Genomic DNA, 22,509 nt, shown 5'->3' on the forward strand with positions numbered 1-22,509 from the left:
CTTAATTCAGGTTGAATAAACACTCAAAAATCGGAGTATTTTGTCAGATGAAAAAAACTATATTGCCATTTTTTTGTATATTTACGCTTTTTATTTTAATCGCGTGCACAACCATAGGCCCCGAGCTGATTGAAGGCGATAATGATATACCAAACGAAACAAATGATTTTCATGAGCAGATTACCGGTGATGAACAAAGTTCACCAACCGATGTAATTTATGATTACAACGCAAGAGATTTCACAATAGCAATGTACAATGACAGCTTATTCCTCCCTCAGGCGAATTCTTCGCCAATTTCAAACAAAATTCTGGAGCGCAATGCCAAGGTTGAAAAAGCATACAACATCAATATCAAATCTCTTGAAGGTGTCAACAAAGACAACTTCGTTGCTGAGCTTCACAGCCGATACGCCGCCGGTCTTTTTTGCGGCGACCTTCTGGTTATTCCAAACTATATGTTGCCGTTATTTGTATCGCAAAATCAGCTGATGAGTGTTAAAGCGCTTCCCTACACCGATCTTAGTGCAGATTGCTTTGACAAAGCTGCCATTGACTCTGCCACCATCGGAAATTTCGTGCATGCCGTATATGGTGACCTTACCTATCTGCCCGACAAATCCACCTGCGTGTTTTTCAACAAGGATTTCGTGCAGGAGTACAATCTTCTCAGTCCGTACGAAATGGAGAAAAAAGGCACCTGGACCTGGGACAGTTTTGATGTTCTGGCGAAAGCGGTTATAAAAGATGTTAACAACAACCGTATTGCCGATTTTGATGACATATACGGTTTATGTTCTTCTTATTCCAGATTGGAAATGGTAGACATCATGTGGGCATCATGCGGAGAACCTTTTTTTGAAAACAATCCGCCTTATGCGCCAAAAATGATATTTAATAACGAAAAAACCAAAAATATTATTGACAAAATCCGTCGTTTATTATATAATGAAGTCGACAAAATATATATTTACGGTGTACAAGGACTTTCGGGCTATGAGCTCTTTCTTCAGGGACGCGGTCTTTTCTGCATCGCACCGCTGGACAAAGCAAGCGAAATATCCGCTGCTGGGCTTAATTTTGGCATAATGCCTTTGCCGAGGCTTACAAAAAAAACCGATTTTCGTTCGTACATGGATGATTCCGCAGATGCGGTTTGCGTAATGAACAACATTCCCGATTCGGAGTTCAGTGGCAGAATACTTCAAAAGCTTGCTTCCGAATCCTCCTTCAACAACATAGATTACTACAAAAAGTATTACGTAACCAATTTTCTGACAGACAATTCTTCGGCATTGATGATGGACGAGATATTCAAAAATCCGTATTACGACCTTGCAACCACATTGGGTGCCTGTTATCCCGAGATTGCTGCCGCATCAGACGAAATAATCTTTTCACATCTTGCCACAGGCATTTCCTTCGACACACTTTACGAACAGAATATTCAGCCTTTTGAAAGCTTTGCAAAAACATCATTTACGCATAAAGGAGAGTAATATGAAAAAGTTATCACTAACCGCTACCGTAATCATTATTACAGTATGTGCCGTAGTCGCAGGACTGTTTTCGGCAATGGCAACCGACACCTCGAATGACCCGCTGGTCACCATGAGTTATGTTGAAGAAGTGCTGGCTCCCCGTCTGAAAACTGAGCTCACTACATATATTCAAAATAATTTCAGTTCTTCGGCCGGTGCCTCCTCCGGTACAAACGGCGAAGCTACTGTTATCAATTCGGGATATACCGTTGTTAATATGAAGCTTAATCAGGTGCTGTACCCTCTCTCGCCAACCGAAATAATACTCCGTTCCGGAAAAGCTGTTGTAGTATCTCCTTTCATGGATCAGGGTATAAATGACCTTACAGCCGGTATTGAGCTTTATAACAATGACGAGCTCCCCAGATATCATTATTGCCTCATTCCGAGGGGCGACGACGGACGTATTGTCGTTGCTACAACCGATGAAATATACATTATGGTGAGAGGAGAGTTTGAGATACGTGAACAATAAGAACTTCACAAAAATCATGGCTATTATACTCGCTGCTCTTATGGTGCTTGGCGCCATCGGAATAACTATCGGCAGTATATGGACCGTCGGTGCTCTTGAAATAGATGACACCGCAGAAGCAGCCGACATTGTCACAGTAACCAACGAAGCAGAAGATGTGTCATCTTCTGCTTCGTCATTATCGGACAAAATTGTCCGCGTGGGTCTTTTCTTCCGCAACTCCTCCTATGATCTTCTGCGAATGAATCACTCATTTTCTTCCGAGACAGGGCTTCGTTTTTTCATGACAGATGAAAACGGAAATGAAATCGTTTCATTTTCTTCGCCTGTAAAATCTGTTTCGGTTGTACGTGAGGCTGACGTCGCAAAAAACGAAAAAGGCGTTTACGAATCGGTCAAAAACAAAGATAACGCCGATATACACACTTTTGCATTAAGGGTAACCGACTCTTTTCCCAACGAAATTTCCATCAAAAAAGAAATAGCATATGCAACTTCAAAAAACGGTTTCGACCCATTTTACCCTATATTTGAAAAGGGCAATATGTATGTTGGAATGGGTGACTATTCCACATCAGAAGAAGCGCTCGAAAGATACATTAAGCTTTCCGGTGTGTACAAAAAGGAATTTGCACTCAAATCCGCCTCCGATACATATATTACTGTTATAGATAATGACACAGGGAAAATTATTCTGCGTGCCAACACATCGATGTACGGGCTGAAAATTGAGCCTAACTATAAAAAAGAGCAAAGTAATGACGCCGATGACGGTGCAGATATCATTGATTCTATTGTTCCGTCACTGAGTATTGAAGCCATTGATATAAAAATCGAAGAACCCGTAATAGAGTACGACACACTCCCCTATTTAAAAACCGCCGTAGGGAATATTTACGCAGGCACATTTGAATACAAAGCCACTTCTGACGGACTTACGCTCACAAACATCCTCAAGCTGGACGACTACGTAAAAAGTGTTGTTCCGTTTGAAATATACAACGACTGGCCGAGAGAAGCTATAAAGGCATTTTCCATTGTATCCAGAACGTATGCACTTTCCAGCTTCCACAGCGGTGCAGATTTTGATATGTGCAGTGAAACCCACTGCCAGGCATACCTCGGAAGAGGGCGCTCTACCGAATACTCGGATTCCTGCATTGATGAAACCTCAGGCATGATTCTTACTTATAACGGCGAACCTGCCAAAACTTTTTATCATGCCATTTCAGGCGGTTCAACCGAAAGTGCCGCAAACGTTTGGGGCGGAAGTACAGGAAAATACCCTTATCTCGTTTCTGTTGATACACCCGAAGAAAAGTACGGCTCATATAAAAACGGTCTTTGGAGTACAGCTGTCACCATGAGCCAGCTTTCTGAGTACATACTCGGAAAAGAAGCTTATGCCGACAAATTTACCTCATCCATTACCGATTTAAAAATACTTGAAACCACACCGGCGGGTTATGTTTACAGTGTGCTGCTTACAGATGCCGATGGCAACAAGGTGGAAGTAAAAACAACTGACAAAGTGCGTATTCTGCTTTCAAAATTTGTCAAGAGCGCAAACTTCATCATGACACGCGGTATTCCCATGATTAAAGCTAATTCACTACTTTCTACGCTCCCCACCGACAAAGCATACCCTGTTCTCACAGCAAACGGTGAAGGAACAATATCCGCCTCGGATAGTTTGTATGCCGTTTCCTCCGACCTTACCCCCGGACGCATTGCAAACAATGGTTCATTGCAATTTATCGGAAAGGGTTACGGTCACGGTGTCGGTCTGAGTCAGTACGGAACCCACGATATGGCTGAAATGGGTTATGATTACAAAAAAATACTTTCCATTTATTTTCCGGGTACTGTAATTTCAACTTACGAATAACATAAAAAAACATCTCTTCGTGCAGAAGAGATGTTTTTTACTATTTGCCGTATGTTACCAAACGTTTCAGAATTGCCGCCGTTTCGGCACGTGTCGTTTTTCCCTGAGGGTCCAGTGTATTATCATTTCTGCCGCGTATAATATCCATATCGGCACATATCTGCAGTGCATCAACTGCCCAGCCACTGACATTCACATAATCGGAAAAAGCGGTTATATCAGCCTTTTTTTCGGGAATTGATAACTTTTTATACATCGCATAATTTGCAATTATTTTTGCCGTCTGTTCGCGTGTTATTGGCGATAATGGAGCAAACTCGGCAGAACTTATTCCGCTGACAATACCATTTGCCGCCGCCCAGTTGACTGCCTTTTCATAATATGACCCTCTTTCAACATCGTCAAAAGAAGAAGTCTTTGCCTCGGGTTCGCCTTCCATTCTGTAAAGGACCGTTACAAACATCGCTCTGTTTGTATGAATCAGAGGGCTGAACAAAAGCTCTGGCTCATTTGAGGTACCGGTCATAAGACCTTTTTCATAAACGTACGCCACATCCGAGAAGTACCAGTCAGATTCATTTACATCGGCATATACCTTCTTGGGCTCAAACGGCTTTTCATCCGGTATTTCATCCGGTAAAGTATCAGTCGGCGGCACAAACGTATCACCGGGCACGGTAGGTGTATTATCCGCCTTGCCATCATTCAGATTCAAAACTGCACCCGTGACATCAAAATCTACATTTTTGAGTGCGGAATTCGAAATATTTCCGTTCTTATAGTACAGCGACAGTTCAGTATTTCCCTCTGCGCTGTCATTGATCTTGAATATTACTGTGTATAGTATTCCGTCTGTTTTCACATCCGATGTGCCTATCCAAACCGCGCTGACGGAATCAAGAGCGGATAAGTCCTGCGACAACTGTATGTTGGACGTAATGTTTTTTCCTGAAAACGCTTCACCGGTTTCTATTGCGACCGGTGTAAGCTTTTCTTTATCAAACAGCATATTCAGCGAAAAACCGGCAATGCCGGGGTTATCAAGAAACACAACATGGGCTTTAACGGTTTTTTCAACAATTTCAGCAGAAATTCTGATTTCAGCCGCTTTTGATGCCATAATCAAAACGGAAAGCATTACGGCTGTTGTAATTATCATAACAATTCTTTTCATATGTATCTCTCCTCTGTGAGATTTATTTAATCCACCATTCGGGCGTTATTTCTCCCAGTCTTACTGTTCTGCCCGAAGAATAATCCAGCATTATTTCGACATCATGGTATTTTCCCGCCATAAGCTGTACCATGAATTCACGGCATGCACCACAGGGCGCACCGCTCGATCCGTCCGGCAGTATGCACAGCACCTTATCTATTTCCTGCTCACCATTGGTGATCATATTAAAAATCGCGTTTCTTTCGGCGCACACGCCCAAACCTGAGCACGTATCAATGCACACCCCTGTATATATTTTTCCCGTTTTTGACAGAATTGCGGCAGAAACCTCACCGCAGGTTACATATTCCGAAATCCTGCGCTCGTTCAAAACAGCTTTTGCCGCACAGTACATTTCATTCCAAATCTTTTCCATAAGCATCCCCTTACTGTTACTCTGCAAGATTCATTTTAAGCGGAGAAACACCATACTGCTTTTTGAAAGCTTTGCTGAAGTACAGCGGGTCGGAATAACCCACCGACAGCGCAAGCTGCTTGACAGTCTCCATATAACCTATATCAATGATAACCTTTGCACGCGACATACGCTTTTCAATGACATACTCCTTTGGGCTCATACCGACTTGGGATGTAAATATCCTTCTGAAATATGTATGCGAAAGACCGCACATCCGGTGAAGCTTATCGATTTTCAAATCTGTGTCATACATATGGTTCTTCAGATAAAGCATGGCGGGTTCAATAACCGCCGACTTCTTTTTATCCATATACATCAGGTTCTCATAATTGTAGAGGTAAGAAAGAAGCTCGTAAATCTTTGAAACACACAAATACCTTTCACCCGTATTTCCGAAGTTCCACATATCAGCAAAATTATTGAAGAAGCAATCGTTATGATAAAAATTATCAAGGGAATATATGCGCGGCTCATCTGACTGAAAATCACCTTCGAAGTTTATGATAGTACCGACACAATCCTCCTCCGAAGCAGCCCGGTATCTGTAACTGCAGCCCTTGGGTAAAAATATCATTTCTCCGGGATTCAGAAAAAATGCTGCAGTACCGAAGGTGTACTCCATAGTTCCGCTGATTCTGAAGATAAAGGTATCTGCTTTTCTGGAGTTGACCTCGCCCAGACGCCTGGCCGTTTGTATTATTGCCGATTTTATTTTCAAATTCTTTACTTCACCAAGCATTTTACCCGATATCCTTTCAGAAATATATGCCTTTAATGCACATTGCTTTTATGTTTCAAAAATTCCATAAGGTTTATTTATTCTATTTACAACAATCATTTTTTCCACTATACTTAAAGCAAATTGAAGCAATCGGGAGATTTGTATGATTAAAAATTATTTTAAAGCTTTAAGGTTTGACTATTCGTGGGTAATCATAGGTCTTAGTTTTGTGATAGTGGCGACCAGTCTGGGATTGTGCAGCAGCGGGCGCAACCTGTACCTTACAGCCATAACGGATGCATTGAACATTCCGCGCGGTGCATTTTCACTGACCAACACAATAAGATTTTTCACAACAACGGCAGTTAATTTGTTTTTCGGAAAGCTTGTTTATCGTTTTGGAATTAAAAAGCTTCTTTGTGCAGGGTTTATATCGCTTATCTGCTTTGCGCTTATCAATGCTTTTGCAAGCAATCTGTTTGTTTTCTACATAGGAAGCTTATTTCTTGGAATCGGCATCTCCTGGACCAGCACTACAATGACCAGCACCATTGTAAACAAGTGGTGTAAAACAAACAAGGGTACGGTTACAGGTGCCATTCTTTCGGCGAACGGTATAGGCGGTGCAATAGCCGTGCAGGTTATTACACCCATCATTTTTGAAGAGGGAAAGCCTTTCGGCTACCGAACGTCTTACCTTATGGTTGTCGGTGTTCTGGCGGTTGTATTGCTGTTAGTCATATTGCTATACCGAGAAAATTCCAAAGACACAAACGAAAAAGACATTGTCACAGCCAAAAAGCGCAAAGCGCGCGGAACAGGCTGGGTCGGCATGGATTATGCAACAGCTATCAGAAAACCATACTTTTACCTTGCCGTTCTGAACATGTTTTTCACGGGCATGGCTCTTCAAGGGCTTGGCGGCATCAGCTTTCCACATATATACGATATGGGCATTGATGTCGGCTTTGTAGCAACGATATCCAGTGTAAGTTCAATTCTTTTGACCATATCTAAATTTTCAACAGGTTTTATATACGACAGGATAGGTATGCGGCTTTCCATGAATATCTGCTTCTTTTGCGCGTTCATATCCGTAACGGGACTTGTGCTTGTGAGCAATACGCCGATGGGATATGCAATAGCTTTTATCAGAAGCATATTTTCCTCGTTTGCGCTTCCGCTTGAAACCGTAATGCTTCCTCTTTTTGCAATGGAACTTTTCGGCAACAAGGAATACGAAAAATTCGTCGGTATCTTTGCCGCGGCGAGCACAGCCGGCTTTGCAATCGGCTCACCCTTCGGAAATGTGTGCTATGACCTGCTGGGCAACTACAATCTTGCATTTTATGTCTTCGGAGCCATGTTGATTTTTGCGGCGATATCGATGCAATACGTGCTTTCAGCGGCAAGCCGCGACAGAAAGAACATTGAAAAAGCAGAAAGTATGCAAGTTACTGCTTAGCCATATAAATCCGTACACATAGATTATACCACGAAAACAATGTTATTTCAATACGATAATTCTTGTTTTTTTGTAAAATAATCCTTGGATGCACAAATATAAAGAATGAACGGATGAGTATTTTCATCCGTTCATTTTCATTATGCTTTATTTTTCCTCTGCATCTATGATTTTTGGCGGTTCGTTGGTTCTTGTGAGAGTGAATACGAATTCGCAGTACTTGCCGTACTCAGATGATACTTTTATATCCTCATTGTGCTGATCAATAATTGTTTTTACAATGTAAAGCCCCAAACCCAAACCGCTTTTATCAAGTCCGCGCGAGCGGTCGCTCTTGTAGAACCTGTCGAACACATACGGTAAGTCCTCCGTGGGTATTCCCTTTCCGCTGTTTCTTACAGAGACATTTATTTTCTTATCCTTTTCGGTAATAGAAATTTTCAAGCTACCGCCTTCGTCGGCAAATTTAATGGCATTATCGCACAGATTATACAGCACCTGATGCATGGCATCCACATCCGCCAACGCAAACATTTTATCCTTGGCGCACTCAAACTCAACATCAAGCCTTTTTTGGTCAATTCGTTTTTCCTGAGCTATGAGTATCTGACGTCCCATTTCGCATATATCAAAGGGAATTTTATTAAACTTTCTGTCGCCCGCCTGCATACGAGAAATATCAAGAAGCGAAGCCACAAGACGTGAGAGTCTGCGTACCTCGGACGAAATAATTCCGAGGTAATGCTCGTGCTGCTCCGGCGGAATAGTGCCATCCAGTATGCCGTCTACAAAACCCGAAATAGTAGTCATGGGTGTACGCAAATCGTGTGAAACGTTAGCAAGGAAGCTTTTTCTCAAATCTTCGTTTTTGGCAAGAGAGCTTGCCATATTATTGAACGCCAAAGCCAGTTGGGCAACCTCATCGTGACCGGTAACCTTTACACGCACATCAAATTTACCCTGTGCAAAGGATTTTGCTGCTTTAGACATGCTCTTTAGCGGCTCGGTAATTTTTTCACTTATAAGATATATTGCAATAAGAGCCACAAGGAATATCCACAGCGCAAGTACAACAGTGGTTCTGGTTACATTTTCAACAAGACCCGAAACCTGCATGGAGCTTGTACAGATAAAAATAACACACTCGATGTCATCAGTATTGATTATTTCATTCTGTCCCTCTATACTGCTTTTGTAATCGTCATTGGCGGTCAGAAATGTTATATAATTCATATGGCGACTGCTGAAAACACCACCGAGAGTGCTGTACGAATAATTATCTATTCCCGCTGCCACATTACGTACTATTTCGGGCGGAACATCGCTGAGAACACGGTCGTTAAGCTGATCTCTGCCCTCTGTACTCATAAACAGTATTTCGCCTTCCTTATCGGTAATAAGTATAACGGACTTACTGTTTTTTGCCTGTATGTTGAGATCGCGGGAAATGCGCCCCGAATGTTCCTCAACCAGAGTGTCAAAATCATCCGTGAACTGGAGCATATTATTGACATTTATGATTATATTACGTGCAGTCTGTTCCATAAGGTCGTGCTTGGTGTTTATGGAAAAGTTGGTAACAATCGCGCTGACAATGAGTATAAGTACCGAAAAGCTGACAAAAAGTATTACCATAAATGCTGTGATATATTTTGTAAATACGCTTTTAAACAAAGATTGCTCACCTCTTTTTCAGAAAGAACGGGCGGCAGTTACTGCCGCCCGTCAGTGTGACACATATTGCTAATTAAAGAAGTTCGAACTTATAACCGACGCCCCAAACGGTTTTCAGAGTCCATTTATCGCTGACATTTTCAAGCTTTTCTCTGAGGCGCTTAACGTGAACGTCAACTGTACGGCTGTCGCCCAGATAATCAAATCCCCAAACCTTATCAAGAAGCTGATCACGGGTAAACACACGGTTATAATTGGAAGCAAGGAAGTAAAGAAGCTCCAGCTCCTTAGGAGGAATATCAACCGCTTTTCCATTGAGCTTAAGCTCATACTTCTGCAGGCTGATTTCAATATTTTCGAATTTTATGACTTCATCCTCATCGGAGTTGTCGTGTCCGCTGTAACGGCGGAGAACCGCCTTGGCACGTGCGGAAACCTCCTTCATATCAAAGGGCTTGACAATAAAGTCGTCAGCACCCAACTCAAGACCCAGAACTTTATCAAACACCTCGCCCTTCGCGGTAATCATGATAACAGGCTTGGATGACATTTCACGGATTTCACGGCAAACCTGCCAACCGTCCTTTTTGGGAAGCATAATGTCAAGAAGCACAAGGTCGGGCTCATAAATCTTGAAAGCACTGATAGCCTCAGCACCCTCGTTGGCTATTTTTACCTCATATCCCTCTTTTTCAAAGTAAATTTTCAGCAAGTCGCAAATATTAAGATCGTCATCAACAACAAGTATCTTTGTAGCCATAAATTTTACCTCCGTAAGTAAATGTATAATTTTATTAATAATTTCTTTGTGAACTAAATTTATTTTGTACTCTAATTATAACACACTTTCGATCAGAATTGATGAACTTATTGTTAATTACGAAAACTTTTTCAATGAATTATCTCCGAATTATTGTATTTTTGGTTTTTTTGTGCTATAATTTAATGTAACTAAAATATAACGGATTAAGGTGAACTCAACCAATGGCAGAAAACAGTGCCGCACTTGTAGCCCAGCAAGTAATCATCCTGCTTTTTGTAATGCTGTGCGGAATTTATGCAAGAAAACGCAATTTCATTACAGCCTCTTCTACATCCAACTTTTCCAAAGTCCTTTTAAGCGTTTGCCAGCCATGCCTTATAATCTCATCCTTCCAGGTAGATTACACCGAGGCGCTTTTGTCGACAGGTCTTAAGGTAACGTTGGTTTCTGCAATAATGCACTTTTCGCTTATAGTAGTATGTCTCTTTATTTTCAATTTTATCAAAGACAACTCTCAGCGTAAAATATACCGTTTTTCCACAATATTCGGAAACTGCGGATTTTTGGGTTTTCCCGTGCTCAATGCCATGTATGGCGATGTGGGAATATTTTACGGTGCATTTTTTACGCTTGTTTTCCATGTGGTTGTATGGAGTTACGGCATTTTCATGCTCACTGCGGGAACAGGCAAAAAACGCTTTGATGTGCATCAACTCAAAAATATGATAAACCCCGGAACCGTATCAACACTTGTCGGAGTATTGCTGTTTGCTTTTCAGATAAAAATCCCCTCTCCGCTGATTGATGGCATTGACATGGTGGGTGATGTCACCATTCCGCTTTCCATGTTAGTAGTCGGCGCGCTTATCGCCAACACAAATTTTTCACGCATTTTCAAAAACGTACATATGTACTGCTTCTGTGCAATAAAGCTTTTAATTCTGCCTTTCATTGCCATACTTATTTGCAAGCTTTTCAATGTAGACCCTACGCTTCTCGCACCCATTGCCGTAATCATGACCGGCACACCCGCCGGTACCATTACCGCCTCCCTCGCAGAGCTTTACGGTGAGGATGCCGTACTGGGTTCCGAATCGGTCGGAATATCAACCATTCTTTCCATCGGCTCAATACCTCTTATGATTTATCTGGCAAATCTTATACTTTAACTCTCTGCGGTCAATACTATACCATAGACTCAAACCGGAGGTGTGGTAGGTATGCCGTATGAAATGAGATGCCGTGTCAAAACCATATACAAACACAGCTTCACCCAGCTGTGCGCGTTCTCGTTCATTTTCATCATCTTCACAGTCGGACTGTTGTCCGTGTGCAATGTCGTTGTAGGCAATTCGCAGGGAATGGTCCGTTTACTTCTCGTTTTAACTTCAAGTTTTATTTGTGAAATTGCACTTGCCCCGATAATAACAGGGGCGTACAAGTGGGTACACGGATTACACATGGGTGAAATTCGCCCCATGAAAACAGCTTTTTCCGATTTTTCCGATTTAGTCAGCATTTACGATGCACAAAAAACCGTTCTGAGCCTTCTGTTCTGCTCAAGAATAGCGCTTACACCCATATTGCTGGCGCTTATTGTCGTTCCGTTATCCGACGTTTCGCATACAGATATATTTTTTATAATAGTGGCTGTAACGGTTTCGTTCCGTCTTTTATGCAGTTTATTTCCGTTGCTGCACATTTTACTGAACGCCCCGCATATTCCGCTTTTCAAAGCCGTGAAGCTTTCTTTCAATTGCATGAGAAAAAGAAGCGGTGAATTTTTCAGACTGATGCTTATTTATTTATTTCTCGTAGCGATATCGCTGGCAAGCTTCGGAGTGATTTTCGTTTTCACAATACCATATATATTCTGCTCGATGGCGGTGTACTGTGATGCCGTCTTTGAAGAGCATCAACTTTACAAGCATAATTTATTCTATTAAAGGAGATACAAAAATGGAAAAGGAAAAGTTCTATATAACGACGGCTATTGCTTACACTTCAGGCAAGCCGCATATAGGAAATACGTATGAAATAGTATTTACGGACGCCATCGCACGTTTTATGCGTCTTATCGGAAAGGATGTTTTCTTTCTGACAGGCACAGATGAGCACGGTCTTAAAATTCAGGAGCGTGCGGAAGCGGCAGGAATCACCCCTAAGGAATATGTTGATAACGTTTCTGCACAGGTAAGAGGAATCTGGGATCTTATGAACACCTCTTACGACAAGTTTATACGCACCACCGACGAAGAACACGAAAAGACGGTTTCGGATATTTTTACAAAGCTCTACGAGCAGGGTGACATCTACAAGAGCGAGTATTCCGGATGGTACTGCACCCCCTGCGAAACCTTCTACACCGAAACACAGCTCAAGGACGGCAAATGCCCCGATTGTGGCGCCGAAGTAAAGAAAACCAAAGAAGAAACATATTTCTTTAAAATTTCCAAATATCAAAAACAGCTTGAGGAATACATCGAACAGAATCCTGACTTCATAACTCCCGAAAGCCGTAAAAAAGAGATGATAAACAACTTCATCAAGCCGGGACTTCAGGATCTTTGTGTTTCCAGAACAACATTTAACTGGGGTATACCCGTAAAATTTGATCCAAAGCATGTTATATATGTATGGATAGATGCACTTTCCAACTACATTACCGCACTGGGATACAATGTAAATTCCGAAAGCGGCGAGCTTTACAACAAATACTGGCCATGTGATGTGCACATAATCGGTAAGGATATTCTTCGTTTCCATACCATCTACTGGCCTATTATACTTATGGCTCTCGGTCAGCCTCTTCCCAAGCAGGTATTCGGTCATCCGTGGTTTTTAGCGGGCGAAGACCAAAAAATGTCTAAATCCAAGGGCAATACAATTTATGCAGACGATCTGGTAAATTACTTTGGTGTCGATGCAGTAAGATTCTACCTGCTCAGTGAAATGCCATATGCTAACGATGGTATTATCACCTACTCCAACGTAATGGCGCGTTACAACAGCGAGCTTGCAAACACCCTCGGTAATCTTGTTTCCCGTACTGCAGCAATGTGCAAAAAATATTTTGATGGCGTAATACCCGTTCCGGGTGAACAGCAGGAATTTGACGCCGAGTTGAAAGAATGTGCTGCGCAGGCTGTAAAAGGCGTAGAAAACAAGATGAAAGAATACCGTGTCAGTGAAGCACTGGATGAGTTGTTCTCACTGCTCAGAAGAAGTAATAAGTACATTGACGAAACCATGCCATGGGCTTTGGCAAAGTCCGATGAGGGTAAAGAGCGACTCAAAACAGTTATTTACAATCTGCTTGAGGCGATACGCATTTCCGCAGTTCTGCTTCAGCCGTTCATGACTGAAACTTCCGACAAAATCCTCAATATGCTTTGCACAAAGAACAAGGATTGGCAAAGTGTTCAGCAGTTCGGTATGCTTGAAAGCGGAATCGGTCTCGGTGAAGCGGAAATGCTGTTTGCGCGTATAGACGAAGATAAGATGGCTCAGCGCATTGCGGACGATATTGCCGCAAAAGCCCCTGCGAAGCCCGAGCCTCCAAAGGATATAAAAGAGCAGATAACCATTGACGATTTTGACAAGGTGGAATTAAGGGTTGCGCAGGTACTGGAATGTGAGCCTGTCCCAAAATCCGACAAATTACTCAAGTTACAGCTTGATCTTGGTTATGAAACCCGCCAGGTAGTTTCCGGAATTGCGAAATTTTACAAACCTCAGGAGCTTATCGGCAAAAAGGTGGTAATGATAGCCAACCTTGCTCCCGCAAAGCTCCGCGGCGTGGAAAGCAACGGTATGATACTTGCTTCCGGCGAAGAAGATGTAAGAGTTCTGTTTGTTGATGACAGCGTCCCCAACGGAAGCGGAATAAGATAAAACACAAAGGAGAGGCTCAATGAAATCAAAGATATTAGTTATCGCTTTGATGTCGCTGCTGTTTATAACCGCCGTATTCGCGCAAGAATATGACGGATATATATTCAAGACCACCGAGGAAATACCGATACTTTTCGGAATTTCTTCCTCCGTTGAGCCTCTTGAAGCAATACCTAATGTATACTGTGCAAAATCTATCGAGGATATTTACAAATTTGCAGATGCGCAGTACATTGAATACATTGAGCCAAATTACACCGCCCGGTTGTTCGGAAAGCCAAACGATACATATTACAGTTATCAATGGATGCCTGCACTGTTGGGTCTTGAGTCAGTATGGGACACGTACACCGACCTTAATGAGGTACGCATAGGTGTTATTGACAGTGGTGTGGATTCAGACCATGAAGACCTTGATTATGTAAACACCATCCTTAGAGGATACAACACCATTGCCAACAATACAAACACAGAGGACGATGTCGGCCACGGTACATTTCTTACAGGGCTGATATCAGCTTCACGAAATAACGGGAAGGGTCTTGCGGGGATTGCTTCCAACGTTAAAATAATTCCTTTGAAAGCATTCAACTCCGACAGCGGTACTGCACAAGATATTTGCGAAGCGATCCGACTTGCCGTTGATGAATATGATTGCGATATAATCAACATGAGTTTTGGCTTCACACATTCATTTAAACTGTTGGATGACACCATCGAATATGCACGTCAGAATGGTGTAATCATGTTTGCCGCAGTGGGAAACGACGGTGTTTCGTCTGTTCAGTATCCTGCAGGCTACGATTGTGTGATAGGCGTGGGCTCAACCACCGAGCAAGATGAAGTTGCATATTATTCGCAGTTCAACAACAGTGTTTTTGTGACTTCTCCGGGATATATCCTCAGCGGTCTGGGAATACAGCCGTGCGATAATGAAAACTGGTACCCATACTACGGTACTTACTACACATATAACGCAGGCACCTCATTCTCTACCCCGATAGTTGCCGCTATTGCAGCCATCGCAATGGGAATTGACCCAACACTTAATACCGAGCGTTTCAAAAAACTTATAGCAGAGACCTCCGTCGACAAAGGCGATCCCGGATATGACGTTTACTACGGTCACGGTCGCATTGACCCACCAATGCTGCTGCACCGCCTTACCAATCCGTATATAAGCTTTCCTCGTGAAATAACAGTAAATTCTTCGTGCGGCACTCCGGTTACACAGGGTGAGATTCCCGCCGGCACAAAACTCGTGATAACATGGCAAGCCGAAGATATTACCGTATATGTAAACGGCGTTCAGATTGCCGACGGACACGAACTGACTGTTGGATACGAGGATATAAATATTACCTTGCTTCACAAACCGCTTGCCTTGCAGAAAAACGATGAAGGACCTGTTTTAAGCGGCTATTCCCACATTGCAGCCAACGATCAAAGCATTACAATTATCATTGCTGTTTATGATGCAGAAAACCAAATGACTTCAATCACCTGCCAAACGGCAAAAAGCAACTCTTTGGGTTATGTTTATCTTCCAAGCACCGTTTTACCGAGCGGTTACAGTTGTAATGTATTTTTCTTTTCTGACCTCAAAAACGGTATTACAACAAATGAATTGACTGTAAAAAGCTTTAACTTAAGTTAAAGCTTTTTGTGTTTACGCATTCTTGACTGAAAATTTATAAATAATTAATTATTTATATGGTTTAACCGTAACAACATTTGTTATATAATTTATATGTAACTTAATTAAGGAGCATATATATGTTTAAAGTCACCTCTGAAAAGCGAGTTAAAGCAAATATGAAAACGGCATTGTTTGTGGTTTTGTTTTTATTGCCGTTCATTGTACTTTCGCGTGTAATAATAAATATTAAATATATTGAAGAAGCCACAGGATATTCCACTTCGGCTGTTCCAGTTGTTCACTTCGCCGCAGTGGTGGTGTTAAGTCTGGTCGTCCTTCTGTTGGCAAAGGCTTTTGAGATATTTTATCTTTCTAAATCATTCGACCCTACAAGCGGTGATTATACCCCCAACAATATTTCCCCTTATTCCGAGCTTATTTTCAACAAAACTTCCGTCATAGTGGTATTTATGTCCGCATTTCTGGGCTTTGCCATGATTACATCGTTCTTTTTAATGCTGTTCAATCTGTACAAACCGAGTATTGAAACAGTGCCCAACAAGCTCGTTTTCATAATTATGACGCTATTCATGGCATTAGCGGGTGTGTTCTTTATAATTTCAGCGACCAAGAATCCTTCGCCGTACCGCAAATACTACGCATCACTCTCCTTCGCTCCCGTGCTTTGGAGCGCGTTGCGTATAATGATGTGCTTTATGGACACATCACGATACATCAACACCACTTCAAGACATCTTGAGTTATTCACATCAATAGCTGTCACTCTATTCTTCATGTATCAATCAAGATTTACCCTTCAGAATTACAAGTATCACAAAATGGGGACATATTTTTCCTTCGGATTGATTGCCACCATATTTATTTCATCATCTTCAGTACCTTCTATAATATCCGTGGCGTTCTTCCCCTACACCGTACAGATGGCAAACGAAAACGATGCAATATTTTGGCTTCTTGATATAATAACTCTTTTCTATATTATAGTGAGGCTGATAAGGATCTCCTCTCAAATCAACACAGTGACTCAGGAAGACTTGACCGATTACGCAAGAGGATACACAAAAAGCATTTTGAAGCAATAACTAAACCGCCCTTTTTTGAGGGCGGTTTTTCATTATCTCGCATCGTTATACAACACATATGACACGATTCACTTAAATTAAACAAATTTCTCCGTTTATCTCCCACCTTCTCATCTGACAAAGATAGTTTTTAATATAAAAATCAAAAAAACTATTGACAAATCATAAAGTTTATGATATAATAATCAAGCAGTGGAAATCAGACATGCCGGAGTGGCGGAACTGGCAGACGCCCGGGACTTAAAATCCCGTGGGACTAACATCCCGTACCGGTTCGATCCCGGTTTCCGGCATATATATATCGCGGAGTGGAGCAGCTCGGTAGCTCGTCGGGCTCATAACCCGAAGGTCGTAGGTTCAAATCCTGCCTCCGCAATCTAAACAAAAACCACCTATACGGTGGTTTTTTGTTTTGTTTATGAAGATAGCGCTTTCAAGCTGTGAGCTTCGGAGAAGGTCGTAGATACGAGGCACAACGCGGCTCGTATATTTCAACCATCCTGCTTTGCAATTCAAATATTACAAAAACAGGTTGAGTCAAGAACTCAACCTGTTTTTTACTATTAATCAACAGTTACAAATACACCGTCGCCCTGTTCAAGCTTCACTTCGTATTCGCCGTTTACAGGTGTAAGTACCTGAGGCTCACCGTCATAGTACATGGTAAGCTTGCCGTTTGCCTTGAATTTTACAGTGCAGGTCTTGGGAGTTGCAAAGTCTTGCTGATTTACAAGAGTGAAGGCATGGCCGTTTCCTTCTTTCTTTTCAAAGCATCCCACAAGAAGAGGTGTATCGCACTCAACCTCGGAGATTGCACTGAAGTCCTTATATGGATTATACATTTCAAGATACGGTGTTTTTTCGGGGTCGGAGTTTACGTTAAATGCACCGATGTTTTTATAGCCTACGTACAAATCAGAGATTTTGTGCAAGCCGTTTGCCATTCTTTGAATAGCAAAATAAGTTTTTGTCTTATCACCTCTCACATCAAACGCACCGCCTGTGTGACAGCTTACGGTCGCAAGTATGTAGTAAAGAATGGTCTTTGCGCCAAAGGAAAGCATTGTATATGCTTGCCATCTTATTTCCGCTTCACCCGGATCGCGCATTTCCCTGCTCCAGCTGCAGGTCTGGATATATACCCAGAAATCACGACCGCTGTTACGGCAGGCATCTGCAACAAGCTCGATGTTCTTTACATAATCCTTATAAGAATATGGGATATATTCCGAAGGGAATCTTTCAGGGCGCTGCGGGTCTTCCTTGCGTTTACATGGATAGATATCAACGCAGATATAGGATGTATCTATCTTTTTAACGTACTGATCAAGATAATCTTTGTACGAGGTTTTTGCGGTTTCAAAATATTCGATAGGCGCCATCCATGCACCGCCTGAAAGCTGACGGTCATTGGCATACATGGGGAGCAGATTGATATAAGGCACAATGTCGGGAAAGTGTTTTCTGAAAGCATCCATGCTCTTTCTCAATTCATCATAATGCACGGTACCCGGCTCGTCAACAAACAAGAAATGAGTAAATGCAGGCTCCTCCTTATACCATAATTCATCACGCTTTTCTTCGTCATACATCTGTGCGCCCATATAGCGCTTAACGGCAGCTTCATTATAAGCTATGGCTTCTATGCCGTATTTTGCCATAAGAGCAAAAAACTCCTTGCAGGATGAAATACTATCGGTGCACATTGTGATTATATCCACACCCATATCTGCAAGCGCCTTTACGTGTTCTTCGTCATAAAAAGCAGTAGCAGCCATTGCACCCGTGCGTATGCGGTCCTTTTTTAAAGTTTCAACAAGTGTTTTTTCTGACATTTTACTTTTTCTCCCTCATATTTATTTTATCATCAAAAACTATTATACCGATTTCATCTCACAAGGCTTAAGATTAACTTTAAATTCCTCGCCGTTTCTTATCACAGTGGCAACTATCTCACTGTCAAAATCGGTGTTGAGCAAATACACCTTATCGCCCTCATAAACTGAGAAACGGAGTCTGTCACTGCCGTATACCTTTATCGGGCAGTTTCTGTGACTCGCGGTAACAAGCTCTCTTACAACTGTTCTGTAAACAGAGTAGATGCTTCCGGCGCCCGGATAATCCAAGCTTGTAATAAGTATGGCATATCCGTTTCCAACCTTATTTTCGACCACAACAGGTTGTGGATTGGGGTTTTCTTCTTCGTAATAATACTGAGTTGCATAACAGGCTGTCTTTCCGTTTTCAAGGCATGCGGGCGCATATTTAACATAACCGTTTGAAAGCAACGGGTCAGTACTTGCCGGACAAATCGGATACAGCACATCATCCATTATACTATTGTTAAACTTAAAGCCCGCATTTGACAAATATGCATTTTGGGCATCGAGAGTGCATCCGAAAAGATCTCTCACATCGCCGCCGTGTATCAGTTCAACTTCGCCGTTCCTGGAAGCTGTGGTATTAAGGTGAGCCGCTGTTATAAGAAGTCTGCCGCCTCTTGATACATATTCCTTAAGATTAGCGTATATTTCCTCTGTCATAGTATTCCAGCCTGTAAATATAAGATAATCATAATCGCAAAGAGCCTCAGCAGGACTGCACACGTTAATTACATCATACTGACCGTACGCAGGTGCACCGCTTAAATCGATGTCCCCATAATTGTGAACATCATGCCAGTTTCTGCGCACATTAATCTCGTCCATTATTCTCCAGCTGAATTCAGGTGCACTGTAACCCCATTCCTTTTCGCTGAACCGGTTCCAGAGTGATGAGCCTGCCCTCCAGCTACTCCAGCCGTCACAATTTCCCTGAAGAAAGGCAAGCTTTACCTTGGGTCCGCCGTCAGGTCTTATATCCTTTGTCGTATAATCTGCAAACTCGCGCAATACATCTCTGTAATGCTGGGAAATGGGATTGTTAAACGGAGCGCTCACTCCCTTGGCAAAAAGACAAAGGTCGCCGCTCTCCAGAATGAACACATCGGAGCCGCACATATAACCATAATCATAAATCATTCTCAAGCGCTTGCTTTTAAGAACATCCGCGGGTCTGTTTCCGGCATAACACTCATGAGCTATGTATGTTATCCACTTGGGACATTTATGCGCTTTCGCCGTGGCACGTACCATCGGAATCATTATCTCCGGATTTCCACACATTGCCTCCACCATCGGGAAAGCAAGCTTTGACTCCATGGTATATGGCAAAAGTGATGTAGCTTCAATTATGCTGAGCTTGTTTTTTACATCTTCGGGAAGATTCACGCTGTCAAAGAATTCATTTACATAGCTGATAAACTTATCCTTTGCCTCTTTCATATCCTTGTATGGCTGTTCCTTGTTTCCGTAAACGTCCGGGAATCCCGAACCTTTACATCCGAACATACTGCCAAGCTCGGGAAGGAAGCATCCCACAAAATAATCTCCGCCGATTTCTTGCATTTTAGAAATAAGCTCACCGCTTAAACCAAAATCACCGTCATGTGTTCCCGTGAACGAAAAGTATATCTTGTTTGCTCGCATAAATTCGGCAATTTCCAGAAACTTTTTTTCCCTTGCCTTCTCTTCTTCAGTACCAACGCAACCATAGTCTACATCACCGGCTGCAGAAAATGCAGCATAATTAATTTTGCTTGCAATACAGCGCCACTTAATCTGCTCAATCACAGTATCTATGTTGAACTCAAATTGACCTATTCTTATTCCGTTTATTATTCCCACGACGGTCTCCTCATTAATGTAATTAATCTATATCATTCTAAATATTTAATTATAAATTCCTGTCAAAAAAATCCATAAATACATTCCAATCTTCTCTTGAAATAAAATGCCGTCCCTTGCGAATGTAAAAACCAATTTCACCTTCAATCAAAGGCTCTCCGTGGTTCGGCATTTTTTCATCTGAAACAAGTCCCTCTCCGCCAAGCATCCGGTAAGCACGGCTTACCTCAAACAGAGACAAGTATTCAGACAGCGGATCCATTCCCGCATCATCCGTAGCACCTGTTACAAAAACATACCCGGGTGCCTGACATGCCATCAAAAAGTGCATATCATAGGGCAGATCGGTATGCGGTGTCTCATTGAAGCTCTTAAATTTCTCACAAAAGAAATTATAGCTTCCAATTCTCATAAAGTCCGGAACATCTTCTCCTACGTGGCCACGGATAACACCACACCCTCCATAATTGGTGTTATTTCCGTATGCTATATAAAATCTCGGGTCTTGTGCCCTGCACCAGAGCGCCGTCTTTCCCAGTCTTGAATGTCCCGCAATGGCTATCCTTTCTGTGTTTATATCATCTCTTGTCACAAGATAGTCCATAATGCGGCTTGCACCATACGCCCAAATTCCAACAAGACCCCATTCACTTAATTTTCTTTTTCTGTTGCCGATAAACATTCCTGCAAGTCCGCCCGTAAAATCACCGAATACGGTATCGGGAGTAATATCACCGTAATTGACCGTAACCAAGCCAAAGCCTCTGTCAATTATTTCTTCCTCAGGAACAGGAAAGTTCGGACCAAAGCTCAGATACAGAATAACCGGCGGTTTTTCCGCACTAACGGGAATTGTTATTTCTATCGGGAAGCTATAATCCCCTTTTGGCGTATCGAACACTATTGTACGCATTTCCGTCTTTGTCTTTCCGCCGAACACCTTGTGTCTGTTTGCTTTTCCTTCAATACTATCAACCTTTTTGGGTTTCGCGGGAGTGTATCCGAATAAATTTTCAGACAAAATATCAAGTAATTCTTTTTTTCTTTGTATCCAGTTTTTCTCTGTAACAGCATCACCATTATTCATCAAAAGAATATCCGGCAAATTTCTTTTTTTCAGTTCAGACCTAATGTTCATAGTTTAAATATTCTCCCCGGCAACAGATTTCAGCAGCACATCCGATTTAAAAGTAGTTTTACACTTTGTCTTCGGTACCAATTTAAAGCATTATAGAATTCGTGAACGATTTAGATGCCAAATTTTTGGCGATATACTCACCTCGTTTGTGCGATATATTTTCACTCTGTTCAAATGCGATATAACCTCATTTCATTCGGTTGCGATATGATATAAATTCCAATTCTCGTCCTGAAGGGACATATCGCACCGCATGGTATATCGCATCCATTAGGACATATCGCAAATTCCGACAGGAATTTATATCGCCGAATTCAACTTCGTTGAATGCATTATAGCATACATTATAATCAATTTCAATATATAAACGGAAATTTCCCCTAGATTTATGTACAAAACGAAAAGCCAACCCAAAACGGCAGGGGGAAACATGAATATGAGCCGTAAATGTGAAATGTAACGCGGCTCGTATATTTCAACCATCCTGCCTCCGCAATCTAAAAAAGCATTGAAATCAACCGATTTTCAATGCTTTTTTGCTATTATTTTGCCACTTTTTCTCCCCTATTCCGATTTTCGCCAAAAACTTTGACCCCAATTTGACCCCTACGATTTTTGTTGCATATTGACAAAGCTGTTTCTACATACTTGTGCTATTTATACAGTTGACGTGCGAGAAGCAATTTTACATTTTCTAATCATACAGATTTATTAAGTCTTTGCCAGTTCATTAATCCATTCCTTGCAACTTAAAGGTATTATCTTTTTTAAATCATAAAACCATAAACCTATTCCACTATAACACTTCACCATAAAATACACATTTTTAGCTTTGTTTTCGTTCCCATG

General features: G+C 41.9%; 17 protein-coding genes and 2 tRNA genes. 11 read left to right on the forward strand and 8 right to left on the reverse strand.

Annotated features, from left to right (window positions below; translation table 11 throughout):
* Positions 1 to 47 precede the first annotated feature (47 nt).
* Genes E7588_07680 through E7588_07690 form a run of 3 tightly spaced genes read left to right on the forward strand, consistent with a single transcriptional unit; the run spans position 48 to position 3,904 of the window.
* Positions 48 to 1,499, forward strand: a complete 1,452-nt coding sequence (locus tag E7588_07680) for a hypothetical protein (GenBank protein MBE6689137.1) — start codon at positions 48 to 50, stop codon at positions 1,497 to 1,499.
* A gap of 1 nt (position 1,500) precedes the next feature.
* Complete coding sequence (locus tag E7588_07685; GenBank protein MBE6689138.1) at positions 1,501 to 2,016, forward strand: hypothetical protein; 516 nt, start codon at positions 1,501 to 1,503, stop codon at positions 2,014 to 2,016.
* On the forward strand, positions 1,997 to 3,904 hold the full coding sequence (locus E7588_07690) for a SpoIID/LytB domain-containing protein (GenBank protein MBE6689139.1): 1,908 nt from the start codon (positions 1,997 to 1,999) through the stop codon (positions 3,902 to 3,904). The genes E7588_07685 and E7588_07690 overlap by 20 nt, the downstream gene beginning before the upstream one ends.
* Positions 3,905 to 3,944: 40 nt before the next feature.
* On the opposite strand, the gene E7588_07695 is transcribed toward E7588_07690, so the two are convergent.
* The 3 genes from E7588_07695 to E7588_07705 are packed head-to-tail and all read right to left on the reverse strand — an operon-like array spanning position 3,945 to position 6,277.
* A complete protein-coding gene (locus E7588_07695; GenBank protein MBE6689140.1) occupies positions 3,945 to 5,078 on the reverse strand; it encodes a hypothetical protein in 1,134 nt (377 codons plus the stop codon).
* Positions 5,079 to 5,100: 22 nt separating this feature from the next.
* On the reverse strand, positions 5,101 to 5,496 hold the full coding sequence (locus tag E7588_07700; protein ID MBE6689141.1) for a cytidine deaminase: 396 nt from the start codon (positions 5,494 to 5,496) through the stop codon (positions 5,101 to 5,103).
* 16 nt (positions 5,497 to 5,512) lie between these two features.
* Positions 5,513 to 6,277 (reverse strand): AraC family transcriptional regulator, encoded by a 765-nt coding sequence (locus tag E7588_07705; GenBank protein MBE6689142.1) that lies wholly within the window; start codon positions 6,275 to 6,277, stop codon positions 5,513 to 5,515.
* Between the two features lie 145 nt (positions 6,278 to 6,422).
* Between E7588_07705 and E7588_07710 the strand changes: the two genes are divergently transcribed.
* The gene (locus tag E7588_07710; GenBank protein ID MBE6689143.1) at positions 6,423 to 7,724 is read left to right on the forward strand and encodes an MFS transporter; all 1,302 of its coding nucleotides are present in this window, start codon (positions 6,423 to 6,425) and stop codon (positions 7,722 to 7,724) included.
* A gap of 147 nt (positions 7,725 to 7,871) precedes the next feature.
* Here the strand turns inward: E7588_07710 and E7588_07715 are convergent, their stop codons facing one another.
* Together E7588_07715 and E7588_07720 are read right to left on the reverse strand one after the other, a co-directional pair.
* Entirely contained in the window at positions 7,872 to 9,398 is a 1,527-nt protein-coding gene (locus E7588_07715) for a HAMP domain-containing histidine kinase (protein ID MBE6689144.1), read from the reverse strand.
* Positions 9,399 to 9,471: 73 nt separating this feature from the next.
* Positions 9,472 to 10,158: a response regulator transcription factor gene (locus E7588_07720; GenBank protein ID MBE6689145.1), complete on the reverse strand. Its 687-nt coding sequence runs from the start codon at positions 10,156 to 10,158 to the stop codon at positions 9,472 to 9,474.
* A gap of 224 nt (positions 10,159 to 10,382) precedes the next feature.
* On the opposite strand from E7588_07720, the gene E7588_07725 reads away from it, so the two are divergent.
* From E7588_07725 to E7588_07755, 7 genes are all read left to right on the forward strand, one after another.
* The gene (locus E7588_07725) at positions 10,383 to 11,330 is read left to right on the forward strand and encodes an AEC family transporter (protein MBE6689146.1); all 948 of its coding nucleotides are present in this window, start codon (positions 10,383 to 10,385) and stop codon (positions 11,328 to 11,330) included.
* 51 nt (positions 11,331 to 11,381) lie between these two features.
* Positions 11,382 to 12,107 carry a hypothetical protein gene (locus E7588_07730; protein MBE6689147.1) on the forward strand — a complete coding sequence of 242 codons (726 nt, stop codon included), beginning with the start codon at positions 11,382 to 11,384 and terminating at the stop codon, positions 12,105 to 12,107.
* Positions 12,058 to 14,055, forward strand: coding sequence for a methionine--tRNA ligase (gene metG, locus E7588_07735; GenBank protein MBE6689148.1), 1,998 nt, complete (start codon positions 12,058 to 12,060; stop codon positions 14,053 to 14,055). The genes E7588_07730 and metG overlap by 50 nt, the downstream gene beginning before the upstream one ends.
* A 19-nt stretch (positions 14,056 to 14,074) precedes the next feature.
* Positions 14,075 to 15,712 carry a hypothetical protein gene (locus tag E7588_07740; GenBank protein ID MBE6689149.1) on the forward strand — a complete coding sequence of 546 codons (1,638 nt, stop codon included), beginning with the start codon at positions 14,075 to 14,077 and terminating at the stop codon, positions 15,710 to 15,712.
* A 119-nt stretch (positions 15,713 to 15,831) separates the two neighbouring features.
* The gene (locus E7588_07745) at positions 15,832 to 16,797 is read left to right on the forward strand and encodes a hypothetical protein (protein ID MBE6689150.1); all 966 of its coding nucleotides are present in this window, start codon (positions 15,832 to 15,834) and stop codon (positions 16,795 to 16,797) included.
* Positions 16,798 to 17,004: 207 nt separating this feature from the next.
* A tRNA-Leu gene (locus E7588_07750) sits at positions 17,005 to 17,090 on the forward strand.
* Positions 17,091 to 17,099: 9 nt separating this feature from the next.
* Positions 17,100 to 17,173, forward strand: a tRNA-Met gene (locus tag E7588_07755).
* A 187-nt stretch (positions 17,174 to 17,360) separates the two neighbouring features.
* Here E7588_07755 and E7588_07760 read toward each other — a convergent pair.
* The 3 genes from E7588_07760 to E7588_07770 are packed head-to-tail and all read right to left on the reverse strand — an operon-like array spanning position 17,361 to position 21,660.
* Positions 17,361 to 18,632: a hypothetical protein gene (locus E7588_07760; protein ID MBE6689151.1), complete on the reverse strand. Its 1,272-nt coding sequence runs from the start codon at positions 18,630 to 18,632 to the stop codon at positions 17,361 to 17,363.
* Between the two features lie 42 nt (positions 18,633 to 18,674).
* Positions 18,675 to 20,522 carry a hypothetical protein gene (locus E7588_07765; protein ID MBE6689152.1) on the reverse strand — a complete coding sequence of 616 codons (1,848 nt, stop codon included), beginning with the start codon at positions 20,520 to 20,522 and terminating at the stop codon, positions 18,675 to 18,677.
* Between the two features lie 49 nt (positions 20,523 to 20,571).
* Positions 20,572 to 21,660 carry a hypothetical protein gene (locus E7588_07770; protein ID MBE6689153.1) on the reverse strand — a complete coding sequence of 363 codons (1,089 nt, stop codon included), beginning with the start codon at positions 21,658 to 21,660 and terminating at the stop codon, positions 20,572 to 20,574.
* Positions 21,661 to 22,509 lie beyond the last annotated feature (849 nt).

The sequence above is a fragment of the Oscillospiraceae bacterium genome (assembly GCA_015065085.1).
Taxonomy (GTDB): Bacteria; Bacillota; Clostridia; order Oscillospirales; family SIG627; genus SIG627.